This window comes from Devosia sp. XK-2, assembly GCF_037113415.1.
Lineage (GTDB): Bacteria > Pseudomonadota > Alphaproteobacteria > Rhizobiales > Devosiaceae > Devosia.
This window is the reverse complement of record NZ_CP146608.1, coordinates 2,872,750-2,884,628: the sequence shown is the minus strand read 5'-3', so window position 1 is coordinate 2,884,628 and position 11,879 is coordinate 2,872,750. Positions and strand designations below refer to the sequence as shown.

Genomic DNA, 11,879 nt, shown 5'->3' with positions numbered 1-11,879 from the left:
CGAAATGCTGTCAATGCCGGCCAAGATGGGATTTATGCGTCCGCGGATAAAGAGCAATTTTGGTCAAAAGAAAGCGCCCGGGCCAAATTTTGGCACCGGGCACTCTTGCCTCCAGTTTTCACTGGATCTCGAAGGCTCCCCGATCCGGCGGAAAGCCGCTTTTTCTTACTGCACGACCGTGACGGCGCGGCGGTTCTGGCTCCAGCAGGAAATGTCGTTACAGATCGCCACCGGGCGCTCCTTGCCGAAAGACTGGCTGGTAATGCGCTGGGCATTGACGCCGCGGCTCACCAGATAGTTCACCACCACCGAGGCGCGACGGGCACCCAGGGCGATATTGTATTCGCGGGTGCCGCGTTCGTCGGCATGGCCTTCGATCATGATGCGGTAATTGGCATATTGGTTGAGCCACTGGGCCTGCTTGTCGAGCGTGGCCATGGCTTCGCTGGTCAGCGAGCTGGAATCGGTTTCAAAGAACACACGATCACCCACGGTGACGATGAATTCCTGCTGGCTGCCCGGCGCACCGGCGCCGGTATTGCCGACGCCGGTCAGGCCGACATTGTCGGTGGCGCTGCGCGAACAGGCGGCGATGACGACGACGAACAGCATCATGGCTGCAGCGCGCAGGGCGGTATTGATGGGGGTGGGGATGGCCAAGGCGGGCTCCTACGAGAGAAAGCTAAAATCTTAAGGGCAGCATTTACCGCGCTTAATCTTAAAACCGGGTGTGCCAGACTGGTTAATCACCAGCTAATGGGGCGCGGATGTGGCGGAAATCCTGGCTTTTTTGTGACGTTGCCGTGGCGCAACAGGGGACGCTGGATCGGGCATTAGGGTTAAAGAGGACGTGGCGCTGTTGGTGGTCTTCATCTGCCTGGGTCATACCCGGGGCTGATCGGTTGGGCGGCTTGGCGTGTTGCCCGCAATGTCGCTAACCTTCGGTAAGCTTGAATTCGATGCGGCGGTTGCGGCGATAGGCTTCTTCGTTTTCGGCAGGGTCGAGCGGGGTGAATTCGCCAAAGCCCGCCGCGACCAAGCGATTGGGCGAGACGCCGCGCGAGACCAGATATTGGGCCACCGAAATGGCGCGGGCGGCCGAGAGTTCCCAGTTGGAGGGGAAGCGGGCATTGGAAATGGGGCGGCTATCGGTGTGGCCATCAATGCGCAACACCCAATTGATGTCGGTCGGAATCTCGGTTTCGAGCTGCAGGATCGCCTCGGCAAGTGAATCGAGCTGGGGCAGGGCTGCGGCGTTCACATCCGCCTGTCCGGGATCGAACAGCACTTCGGACTGGAAGACGAAGCGGTCACCGACCACAGTGACATCGGCGCGGTCTTCGAGGATTTCGCGCAGCCGGCCAAAGAAGTCGGACCGATACCGGGCCAGGTCCTGCACGCGCTGGGCCAGCGCCAGGTTGAGGCGGCGACCGAGATCGGCGATCTGGGTGCGCGATTCAGCGTCGCGGGCCTCGGAGGCCTCGAGGGCGGCCTCGAGCGCACCGATCTGGGTTCTGAGCGCCGCCAATTGCTGGTTGAGCAAGGCGACTTGGGCATTGGCCTCATCAGAGAGCTTTTCGGCGGCTAGCAGATCCGATTGGAGCCCAGCAATCGTGTTGTCGCGTTCGTCGAGCCCGCTATCGATACCGGCCAATTGGCTGGTCAGCGCATCGTTTTCCGATTGGGCTCCGGCCAGGGTGGCGGTGAGTGTAGCCAATTGGGCGTTGAGGTCGTCGGAATTAGTGCGTTCGAGCTGCAGCAATTCGGTTAGTTCGGCGATCTGGCTATTGAGCCGGGCCAATGCCGTGTCACGGCCTTGGATTTCCTGGCCCAGGAAGAACTGGGTCAGCATGAACAGGGACAGCATGAAGATGATGACGAGCAGGAGGCTCGACAGCGCGTCGACAAAGCCGGGCCAGTAATTGGCTTCCTGTCTGCGGCGGGCGCGCGCTGCGGGCATGTTCTAGTTCCGGCGCTCGTTATCGGCTTCGTCGAGCATGGCCTGGATCAGGTCACGCAGCTTCTGGTTGGTTTCGCCCTGCTCGGTGATATAGCGGCGCAAGTCTTCCTGCTCGGTACGGATATGCTTGACCAAGCCATCGATGCCGCGCGCCAGTTCGGCCATGGCGCGAATGGCATTTTGCGAGGAGTTCTGGTTCTGCATGCTGGCGCCCATGCGCTCGATCATGGCCTGCATGTCGGCGCCGGCGACACCCATGGAATTGGCCTGCATGGCGGTGACCGGATGGTCGAGCTCGGTCATCGAGGTCATCCAGTCCTCGAGATCGGTATAGAAAGCGTTTTGCGCCTGGCTGGTCTGCAGATCGAGAAAGCCCAGGATCAGCGATCCGGCCAGGCCGAACAGCGAGGACGAGAAGGCGGTGCCCATGCCGCCCAGCGGCGCGGCGAGCCCTTCCTTGAGATTGGCAAACAGGGCCCCGCTATCGGCCGAGGTGACATCGAGCGCATTGATGACCCCGGCCACCGAACCCACGGTTTCGAGCAGGCCGTAAAAGGTGCCCATCAAGCCCAGAAAGACCAGCAGGCCGGTCAGATAGCGCGAGGTGTCCTTGGCTTCGTCGAGCCGGTTGCCCACTGAATCGAGAATGGAGCGCATCGAAGCGGGGGTAATGACCGCCTCGCCAATGCGTTCGCGCAAAATACCGGCTACCGGCGCCAAAAGCACGGGCGGGCGGGTGGTGGTGACATTGCCGTCCTGCAGGGAATTGACCCATTTGACTTCCGGAAACAGCCGGAAAATCTGGCGGAAGCTGAGGAATATGCCGACGAAGAGGGCGAAGAAAATCATCGAATTGATGAAGGGGTTCGCCCAGAAGAAGCTGACGATGTTGGTGATCAGGATGGCGGCGACCAATCCCACCAGCACCAGGAAGATCACGATTTTGACGAGGTAAACCGTCGGACTGGCGAGGTGATAGGGATCGTAAGTCTGCGTCATCTTTGCCGAACCTTGCCCCTCGCGCGCGCAAATCAACCGCCTCTGAGTCTAGAGGCGGGAGAAAGGCGTGACAATTAAAAAGGTTAACGGGATGCTATGACGGGAATACGGCAGCGCTACTGAATGGTCCGCAATGTCTTGAGCAATACGCCCTGCAAAGTCTCGTTACCGGCCACGATCTGTCCGTTCCAGACCGAGCCTGGCTGGCCGGCAAGATCGGTCACCAGGCCACCTGCCTCCCTGACCATGAGCAGGCCCGGCGCCACGTCCCAGGGTTGGAGGCCCGCTTCCCAGAGGGCGTCGAAACGGCCAGCGGCCAGCCAGGCCATGTCGATGGAGATCGAGCCGCCGCGGCGGATGCCGGCCACAGCCGGATTGACGCTGGCCAATTGGCGAAGCTGCAGGGTGTCGTTGCTGGTGCCCTGGGTCTTGATGCCGGTGGAGACCACGGCGTCGGACAGGTGCCGGCGACCGGCAACGCGCAGGCGCTTATGGTCGGCCAGCCAGGCGCCACCGCCCTTTTCGGCGGTAAAGAGCTCATCCATGATGGGATTGTAGATGACCGAGGCGACGATATCCCCGCCGCGCTGCAGGGCTATGGCGACGGCAAAGAGTGGAATGCCGTGGAGGAAATTGGTGGTGCCGTCGAGTGGGTCGATGATCCAGGTATGCTGGCCATCCGTGCCGGCCACCTCGCCGCCTTCTTCCATCAGGAAAGCATAGGTGGGGCGAGCTTTGCGCAATTCGTCATAGACAATCTGTTCGGCGCGCAGGTCGGCTTTGGAGACGAAATCGGCCGGGCCCTTGCGGGAAACCTGGAGATTTTCGACCTCGTTGAAATCGCGCGCCAGCGATTTGCCGGCCTTGATGGCGGCGCTGACCATGACGTTGAGAAGGGCGGAACGGGCCATGAGGTTTTGCTCGCGGGCTCATGCGGTGGTCGGGGCGGGCAGATTTGGTCTGCCGGCCGGCCAGGGGACCACAGGGTCCTGCCGCTGGATTGAAGTGTGGCGGGCTTATTGCCCCAGAACAGGATATGGTTCAAGGGCCTTGCGTGTCAGGATCGCTTTCGCCCGTGCCGGCTGGCGGCGCGTCGGGATTGGGATCGACCACCTGGCTCGGCGCATTGTCGGCATCGGTCGGGCTGGGCAGGACCGGGCCGTCGACAGTGGGAATGGTGGCGATCGTCTCGATAGTCAACGGGGTGGACGGCCAGAAGCGGGCCCGCTCCTCGGCGCTGGCCAGCGCATCGGGTGGTATGGAGACCAGCAGACGATCCAGATCGGGATCGGTCAGGCCCTGGCGCCGCGCCAAAGCCCTCCACATGGCGGCTTCCTCGAGATCGAGCGTCACGCCCTCGCCGACCGCGAGCAGCTTGGCATAGCGATTTTGAGCGACGACATTGCCTGCTTCAGCGGCAATTCCGTACCATTTTGCGGCTGCGGCGATGTCCTGCTCCACCCCCTGACCCAGATAGAGCAAGGTGGCGTAGTCGACCTGAGCATCGGCAAGACCGGCTTCTGCGGCACGCCGGATATAGTCGGCGCCCAGTTCGATGTTCGGCGCCAGGCCAGCGCCTTCGAGCAGCATGGCGCCATAGTCATAGAGCGCCTCTGGCAGTTCGGCGTCGGCTGCTTCTTTCATTAAGGACGCGGCGGTGGTGAGGCTGGGGTCGACATAGACGCCTTCCACGTGCAGCAGGGCCAGATTGTATTTGGCCGGGATATAGCCGGCCTCTGCCGCGGTCCTGAAGAGTTCCGCGGCGCGCTGGCGGTTGCGCGGTACGCCCACACCATCCTGATAGAGCATGCCCAATTCGAAGGCGGCGAGGCGATCGCCATTATTGGCGGCGAGCTGATACCAGCCCGCGGCGCGTTCGGCGCTTTGCGCCACGCCAAGACCGCGCGCGTAAATTTCGGCAATCAGCGTTTGCGCTGCTGCGTCGCCCTGCTCTGCGCGAGGCAGGGCCAGTTCCAGGGCCGTCAGGAAATAGCCGCGTTGAAAGGCGCCATAGGCATAATCGGTGGGATGCCGGGGGCCGAAAACATTGTCGCTGATCTGCTCGGCAGCATTGCCCTGTGCCAAAACAGGCGCGGCCAGGGCCGCAAGACACAGGATCAAAAGGGGGCGCAGGCGTTTCATGCGGCTGCCCTGGCGGCCTTGTCGAATGCCAGAAGGGCTGCGGCTGGATCGTCTGCCGCCCAGATGCAGTCGGATAGGGCGACGAATTCGGCGCCGGTGGTATCGAGCGCCGCCGCCTCGATTGCGGGGTCGGCATAGATGGCAGGCACTTCGAACGTCTCCGCCCACCAGCTCGCCAAGTCGGCGGCGCCAGGATCAGCGGGACCGCTCAGCGGGCCGAACATGACATAGTCGACATCCAGTTCGCCAAAGCTCATGGCGTCATGCCGGGAGCGGATATTGCCCACGCCGACAATGCCGTCGGGCTTGAGTGCGCCGATCGCGGCGCGAATGGCCTTGATACCGCCGCCGGTCACATGCACGCCATCGGCGCCGAGTCTCCGCGCCAGATCCACGTCGTCCTCAAGCAGGACGGCGGCGCCGGCGGCCTGGCCGATCTGAATGAGGCGTGCGGACAGGTCAGTATAACCCTGTTCGTCCAGCGAACCGCGCCGGATCAGGAGCGCGGCGATTTCGGGGCCGGACAGGACGCTCATAAGCTGGCGCGGGAACTGCTCGGATGGCGGATTTTCCGGCGTGATGAGGTAGAGCTGCGGAGCCATGATGTTCCCGGAAAGTGACGCGTCGTTCCCTATTGAGCCATTTTGGCAAGAAAGGGACATGCCTCAATAGGGGATTGACCCCATTTTAGGCAATGGCACGCCGGCGGGGATAAAGATGCGCGCGCCCCGGGAGGAAGCGCGCGCCAGCCGCGACGTTGGGTCCGCGGTGAGACGGTAGGGATCAGGCGGCCCGATCCAGATCGTTGGTCCATTCGCCGATAGCGGCGAGCGAGTTCATATGGGCGCGGTGCGCAAAAGCCTCGCGCGCCGATGTAAAATTCTCCCGTCGACCGGCCCAGGTGCGCAGGGCGACATTTTGCAGGGCGCGGCCATAAGAGAAGGTCATGGGCCAGGGCTTGCCAGGCATCCGGTTCATGGCTGAGAGGTGGGCCGTGGCTTCCTCGTCGGTCTGACCGCCCGAAAGGAAGGCGATCCCGGGCACGGCGGCAGGGACATGTTCCTTAAGGACATCGACCGTGCGGCGAGCAACTTCTTCGATGCCGGGGCGCTCGCGGGAGTTGATGCCGGGCAGGATCATGTTGGGCTTCAACAACATGCCGGCCAGATCGACACCGGCCAGACGCAGTTCCTTGAAGACATTTTCGAGCACATCGCCGGTGACCTGGGCGCAGCGCTCCATGGAGTGATTGCCCGGTTCACCATCGCCAACCACTTCGGGCTCGACAATTGGCACGATGCCAGCCTCCTGGCAGAGCATGGCATAGCGGGCCAGCACATGGGCATTGGCGCGGATATTGTTGCGGGTGGGGGCGATGTCGTTGATGGTGATGACGGCGCGCCATTTGGCAAAGCCGGCGCCCAGCTCGGCATAATGGGCCAGGCGCTGCCTGAGGCCGTCGAGGCCTTCGGTAATCTTCTCGCCGCTTTCGCCGGGCATAGGGAAGGCGCCACGATCAACCTTGATGCCGGGAATGACGTCGGCATCGGCCAGGGTGGCGCGGAAGGGCGTGCCGTCGGCGGCTTCCTGCTTGAGGGTTTCTTCGGTGAGGATGACGCCGGAAATGTAGGATTTCATCGCCTCGGTGGCGCCAAAAAGCATTTCGCGATAATCGCGCCGGAGATCGAGCGTGTTGGGCAGGTTGATCTTGGCAAAGCGCTTGCCAATGGTGCCTTCGGATTCATCGGCGGCCAGGATGCCCATGCCGGGGGTCATCAGCTTCTGGGCAATGGCATTGAGCGACTTGGTCATGGAGAGAAACCTCGAATATTGACTGGCCCCAAGATTAGACTTTCGTTACGCCGGTTTCGATTAGACCTCCGGATATGCGACGAAAGGCTAATCTTGTATGGAAGACGGACGTGGAACCCCGGCGGGGGTTGGCGATTGAGGAGCATCATCGTAAGTTGACGATCTCTCCCGCGGTGCCCCGTGCGCCCATATCCAAAAAAGTCAGGACAGACAGATGAGCACGCAACCCCACGTGAGCTTCAATGACGGCCGTTCGATCCCGCAACTGGGTCTGGGCGTCTGGCAGACCCCGAACGACGTGGCGGTCGAGGCGGTCAGCACGGCTCTCAAAACCGGCTACCGGCATATCGACACCGCCGCTGTCTACCAAAATGAAGAAGGCGTCGGTAAGGGCATTGTAGCCTCAGGCGTAGATCGCGGGGATATCTTCCTGACGACCAAGGTGTGGAATGACGATCAGGGCTATGACGAAACCCTTCGTGCCATGGATGCTAGCCTCAAACGTCTGGGTACGGACTATGTGGACCTTTATCTGATCCATTGGCCTTCGGCATTCCGGGGCAAATATGTCGAGACTTGGAAGGCAATGATCCGTCTTCGGGAAGAGGGCAAGGCGAAGTCCATTGGCGTCTCGAATTTCGAGGGCAGCTATATCGACGACCTGATCCGGGAAACCGGTGTGACCCCTGCGATCAATCAGATCCAGCTGCATCCGCGCTTCCAGCAGAAGGTGATGCGCGACAAGCATGACAAGCTCGGCGTTGTGACCGAGAGCTGGAGCCCGCTGGGACAGGGTCAGGTGCTGTCCGATCCGGTGATCGGGGAAATCGCCAGTCGCCACGGCAAGAGCCCGGCGCAGGTGATCATCCGCTGGCATCTCGATCTGGGGCTGGTGGTGATCCCCAAATCGGTGACGCCGAGCCGGATCGTCGAGAATTTCGACGTGTTCGACTTTGTGCTGAGCGATGAAGACAAGGCGGCGATTGCCGGGCTCGATGCCGCCGATGGGCGGATCGGGTCGGACCCGGTGACGGCGACGTTCTAAGGCCGCAAAGACCAAGAAGGCCGGGTTGCCCGGCCTTTTTTGTTACTTTTTCAGCGCTTCCACCCCCGGCAGGGGCTTGCCTTCCATCCACTCGAGGAAAGCGCCGCCGGCGGTGGAGACATAGGTCAGCTTGTCCTTGACGCCGGCATGGGCCAGGGCGCCGACAGTGTCGCCGCCGCCGGCGACAGAAACCAGAAGATCGTCATGGGTGCGCTTGGCGACGTGCTTGGCGATGGCAACGGTGCCGGCGTCGAATGGCTCCATCTCGAAGGCGCCGACGGGGCCGTTCCAGACCACAGTATGGGCATCGTCGATGGCACCGTTGATGCGCTCGATGGAGGAGGGGCCGATATCTAGGATCATGCCGTCCGGATCGATGGCGTCGACGCCATAGAGGCGGGTGGGCGAGTTGGCCTTGAAGTGCCAGGAGACAACCGCGTCGATGGGCAGGATAATGGCGCAATTGGACTTTTCGGCCTTGTCCATGATGCGGCGAGCCGTATCGGCGAGGTCCTTTTCGCAGAGCGACTTGCCCACGCCATAACCCTGGGCAAACAGGAACGTATTGGCCATGCCGCCACCGATGACCAGGCCATCGACCTTGGTGACGAGATTTTCGAGCAGGTCGATCTTGGAGGAGACCTTGGCGCCGCCGACAATGGCCACGACCGGCTTTTTGGGCTTGCCCAGGCCTGCTTCAAGGGCCTCGAGTTCTGCCTGCATGGCAAGGCCTGCAGCTGCCGGCAGCAAATGCGCCAGCGCCTCGGTCGAGGCATGGGCCCGATGAGCAGCAGAGAAGGCGTCGTTGATATAGATGTCGCCCAGGCTGGCCATGCGCCTGGCCAGTTCGACATCGTTTTCTTCTTCGCCGGGATGGAAGCGGGTGTTTTCCATCACCAGCACTGCGCCGGCGGGCGCTTCGTCAATAGCGGCCTTGGCAGCGCTGACATCGACCCAATCGGTGGCGACGAAGCCGACCGGATGACCCGTCTGGTCGGCAACGGCAGAGCAGACCTGTTCGAGCGAAAATTCCGGGTTCACCTTGCCCTTGGGACGGCCAAAATGGCTGAGCAGGATGACCTTGGCGTCCTTTTTGACGATTTCGCGGATGGTGGGCACCAGACGCTCGATGCGGGTGGCGTCGGTGACCTTGCCATCGGCCACGGGCACGTTGAGGTCGGCCCTGAGGAGCACGCGCTTCCCCGTCAGATCAAGTTCATCCAGGGTCTTGAAGCCGGTGCTCATTATGCTGCCTCCACGGTCAGTTCTAGTCTTGCCGTGGGTAGCAGAGTGGCACGTTTGGCGGAAGCGGGGAGAGAAAATTTCTCGCAGGCATGGTTCGACGCCGGACGACGCTGACGTCTCCGGATTGGCACGGTGAAAAGCGGCTTTCGCCTCTGGTAAATAAAGAAGAGGCGAAAGCCGCTTCTCACGACCGGGATTTCGTACGCATGCATCGAGCGGCCCCCTTTTGAGGTTGCCCATCCCCTTGGGGCCGGTGAAAGGCATTTGGCCCGGACGCCGAAACATCCATCGCCGCCTGTCACCGCCCCGCAGCTGGGCGGCCGGTGGTCAGCATACACGCATCCGGCTGGGCGACCCCAACCAGCCCGTCTCCCCGCCCGGCACTTCGTCGGTACCGCGTGTTGTCGGCGGGGACGGAGGCAGTATGTGGGAGGTCTGGGCGGCGGGGATAAGTTTGTTGCAGTACCTCTTGAGGGGATCGGAATGATCTGAGGCTCAAGCGGTTATGGAGTCACGGCGAAGCTGGCGCCCAGGAGATAGAGCAGAGGCGAGAGCAGAACCTGCCCGGCCAGGCGCAGCAGATCGTCGACCATGACATGTTTGGCGAAACCGTCGCTGGCGAGGGGCGCTGTGCCGACCTGGGCGAGGATGTGGCGATGCCGCCAGGTGAGAAAGCCCAGCATGAGGGCAGCAGGAACCGGGAGCAGCCAGGGCAGGTGCAAAAGGCCGAGGAGTAGCCATGCCAGGGGCAGGCCCATGGAAATACGCTTGGTGAGGAGGAACATGTGCTGCTCCATTGCCGAGACGGATGCAGCCAATAGACCGATTTGGTGACAGCGGCGTGACTCGCGGGTGGGGTTGACGCGGTATCCGTAAAAATGTTTACGCTATGCCGTAAAGAAATTTACGGACAACGTTATGACTGACTCTGAGAGCATACGTCGGGCCGAAATCGAGAATGCCGCTTATGCGGTGATGAGCGAGGTCGGGTACAAATCGGCCTCCCTGCTGGCCATTGCCAAGCGCGCCAAGGCTTCGACTGAAACGCTCTATCGCTGGTATGGCAGCAAGCCGGGTTTGTTTGCGGCCCTGGTGGAGGGCAATGCCGCACGCGTTAGCGCCTTGATCGACAATGTGCTGGAGCAGCAGGGCGATCCGTTGGCCGGTCTCGAACGGCTCGGTCCGGCGCTTTTGGGCATGCTCACCGGCGACCGGGCCATTGCCCTTAATCGCGCGGCGGCCGTGGATGCCGCCGAAACCGGGCAACTTGGCCCGCTTCTGGCACACCATGGACGGGAAGAAGTGGCATCGCGACTGGACCGGCTGCTGCTGCGCGCCAAAGAGGCGGGGCAAGTCTCATTCGACACGGTTGCGGAGGCGCGCGACACCTATTTCAACCTGCTTATTGGCGATCTGCAGGTGCGCCGGGTGACGGGCGCCATGCCCGTGCCGAGCGACGACGTGCTCGCGAAGCGCAGTGTGCACGCCCTAGCCTGTTTTCTTCAACTGTATTCAGCCCAGCCGGGCGCATAGAAAGCGAGACAATATGCACGTTCTGATCCTGCCGATCTCGCTTCTGGCCCTGCTGTTGAGCGGAGGGATATTTGGCTTCTTCTACGCCTGGGTCTGCTCCACCATGTGGGGGTTGGATGCCGCCGACCCACGCGTTGCGATTGAGGCCATGCAAGCCATGAATGCCAGTGTGCGAAACGCTGTGTTCGCTCCGGCCTTTTTCGGCACACCGATTGTGGCGCTCGCTGCGGCGGCGTTGGCCTGGTTGGACAGTCGACACCGTGCTGCCGTTGCATTTGGTGCAGCCGGCATTCTCTATCTATTCGGCGCGTTTGCCGTGACGATGGTGGTCAATGTCCCAATGAACGCGGCGCTGGCGCAGGTCGTTATTCCCGTCGATATCGAAACGGCCGGGCAGGTCTGGACGGCCTATTCGGCACCCTGGCAATTCTGGAACGCGCTGCGCACTGTGGTCTCAGGTCTCAGCCTGATGCTGGTGGGGTGGGGCCTTGTGATGCTCAAGCGTCGCTGACGGCTCAGTCTGCCAAGCGGAATAGGCTGGGATAGTTCGTGACCAGCCCATCGGCGTCGACATCCAGCACGGCTTCGAAATTGTCGGACTGGTAGCGGAAATGGGTGGCATCGAGCCGGGCATAAATCTGCTCGGAGCGCTTGAACGAGAGGTCAGTTGCGTCAATCCAGGCCATGGCGAAGGACACCTGCTGGTTGTCCTGCCAGTCCTGTCGCCAGATGGGCAGGGAATTGGTCAGGGCCGTCGGCCAGATGTCGACATCAATGCAGCCGCGCAGGGCCGAAATGGGTTCGGCCCGATCATCTGACCAGCCGCCAGCGCCATCGGCGAATAGCTCAAGTGTCTTGCCGTCGGTTCGCTCGATTTTTACGGTTCGGGTATGGCCGTTTTCATCGAGCTTGAGCCGATAGAACAGGCCAAAATCTGGGCCGATAATGGTGCCGCGAATGCGCGTGTCGCGACCATTGGCAATGACGTGGCAGTGTTCGAGGGTTTGCAGATGCAGGCCGCGCCAGCGGATGGATCGGTTGAGGGTCATTGGTCACCGCCGGTGTGCAACTGTGAGGCACATTGCATCAACATTCTCCGGCTGTCATCCTGGCTCAGGCCGGGATTATCCTGAAATCTCATGA

13 protein-coding genes are annotated in these 11,879 nt (G+C 61.8%); 3 read left to right on the top strand and 10 right to left on the bottom strand.

Annotation, left to right across the window (positions count from 1 at the left end; all coding sequences use genetic code 11):
- Positions 1-165: 165 nt before the first annotated feature.
- The 7 genes from pal to V8Z65_RS14140 form a co-directional block, all read right to left on the bottom strand.
- Positions 166-660 (bottom strand): peptidoglycan-associated lipoprotein Pal, encoded by a 495-nt coding sequence (gene pal / locus V8Z65_RS14170; protein ID WP_338720800.1) that lies wholly within the window; start codon positions 658-660, stop codon positions 166-168.
- Between the two features lie 274 nt (positions 661-934).
- Positions 935-1,960, bottom strand: coding sequence for a peptidoglycan -binding protein (locus V8Z65_RS14165; RefSeq protein WP_338720799.1), 1,026 nt, complete (start codon positions 1,958-1,960; stop codon positions 935-937).
- A gap of 3 nt (positions 1,961-1,963) precedes the next feature.
- The gene (locus V8Z65_RS14160; protein WP_338720798.1) at positions 1,964-2,959 is read right to left on the bottom strand and encodes a flagellar motor protein MotA; all 996 of its coding nucleotides are present in this window, start codon (positions 2,957-2,959) and stop codon (positions 1,964-1,966) included.
- Positions 2,960-3,075: 116 nt separating this feature from the next.
- Entirely contained in the window at positions 3,076-3,870 is a 795-nt protein-coding gene (locus V8Z65_RS14155; protein WP_338720797.1) for an inositol monophosphatase family protein, read from the bottom strand.
- A gap of 130 nt (positions 3,871-4,000) precedes the next feature.
- Positions 4,001-5,101: a tetratricopeptide repeat protein gene (locus V8Z65_RS14150; RefSeq protein WP_338720796.1), complete on the bottom strand. Its 1,101-nt coding sequence runs from the start codon at positions 5,099-5,101 to the stop codon at positions 4,001-4,003.
- The gene (locus tag V8Z65_RS14145) at positions 5,098-5,703 is read right to left on the bottom strand and encodes a thiamine phosphate synthase (RefSeq protein WP_338720795.1); all 606 of its coding nucleotides are present in this window, start codon (positions 5,701-5,703) and stop codon (positions 5,098-5,100) included. Before V8Z65_RS14145 ends, V8Z65_RS14150 begins: the two co-directional genes overlap by 4 nt.
- 181 nt (positions 5,704-5,884) lie before the next feature.
- The gene (locus tag V8Z65_RS14140) at positions 5,885-6,913 is read right to left on the bottom strand and encodes a class I fructose-bisphosphate aldolase (RefSeq protein WP_338720794.1); all 1,029 of its coding nucleotides are present in this window, start codon (positions 6,911-6,913) and stop codon (positions 5,885-5,887) included.
- Positions 6,914-7,127: 214 nt separating this feature from the next.
- Here V8Z65_RS14140 and V8Z65_RS14135 point away from each other — a divergent pair, with 214 nt between their 5' ends.
- A complete protein-coding gene (locus tag V8Z65_RS14135; RefSeq protein ID WP_338720793.1) occupies positions 7,128-7,958 on the top strand; it encodes an aldo/keto reductase in 831 nt (276 codons plus the stop codon).
- Between the two features lie 42 nt (positions 7,959-8,000).
- Here V8Z65_RS14135 and V8Z65_RS14130 read toward each other — a convergent pair whose 3' ends face one another.
- Together V8Z65_RS14130 and V8Z65_RS14125 are read right to left on the bottom strand one after the other, a co-directional pair.
- Positions 8,001-9,203 carry a phosphoglycerate kinase gene (locus V8Z65_RS14130; protein WP_338720792.1) on the bottom strand — a complete coding sequence of 401 codons (1,203 nt, stop codon included), beginning with the start codon at positions 9,201-9,203 and terminating at the stop codon, positions 8,001-8,003.
- Positions 9,204-9,706: 503 nt separating this feature from the next.
- Positions 9,707-9,988 (bottom strand): hypothetical protein, encoded by a 282-nt coding sequence (locus V8Z65_RS14125; protein ID WP_338720791.1) that lies wholly within the window; start codon positions 9,986-9,988, stop codon positions 9,707-9,709.
- Positions 9,989-10,121: 133 nt separating this feature from the next.
- Here V8Z65_RS14125 and V8Z65_RS14120 point away from each other — a divergent pair, with 133 nt between their 5' ends.
- Together V8Z65_RS14120 and V8Z65_RS14115 are read left to right on the top strand one after the other, a co-directional pair.
- Positions 10,122-10,736 (top strand): TetR/AcrR family transcriptional regulator, encoded by a 615-nt coding sequence (locus V8Z65_RS14120; protein ID WP_338720790.1) that lies wholly within the window; start codon positions 10,122-10,124, stop codon positions 10,734-10,736.
- Positions 10,737-10,749: 13 nt separating this feature from the next.
- Positions 10,750-11,247: an anthrone oxygenase family protein gene (locus V8Z65_RS14115; protein ID WP_338720789.1), complete on the top strand. Its 498-nt coding sequence runs from the start codon at positions 10,750-10,752 to the stop codon at positions 11,245-11,247.
- 4 nt (positions 11,248-11,251) lie between these two features.
- Here the strand turns inward: V8Z65_RS14115 and V8Z65_RS14110 are convergent, their stop codons facing one another.
- Complete coding sequence (locus V8Z65_RS14110; RefSeq protein WP_338720788.1) at positions 11,252-11,785, bottom strand: putative glycolipid-binding domain-containing protein; 534 nt, start codon at positions 11,783-11,785, stop codon at positions 11,252-11,254.
- Positions 11,786-11,879: the final 94 nt, after the last annotated feature.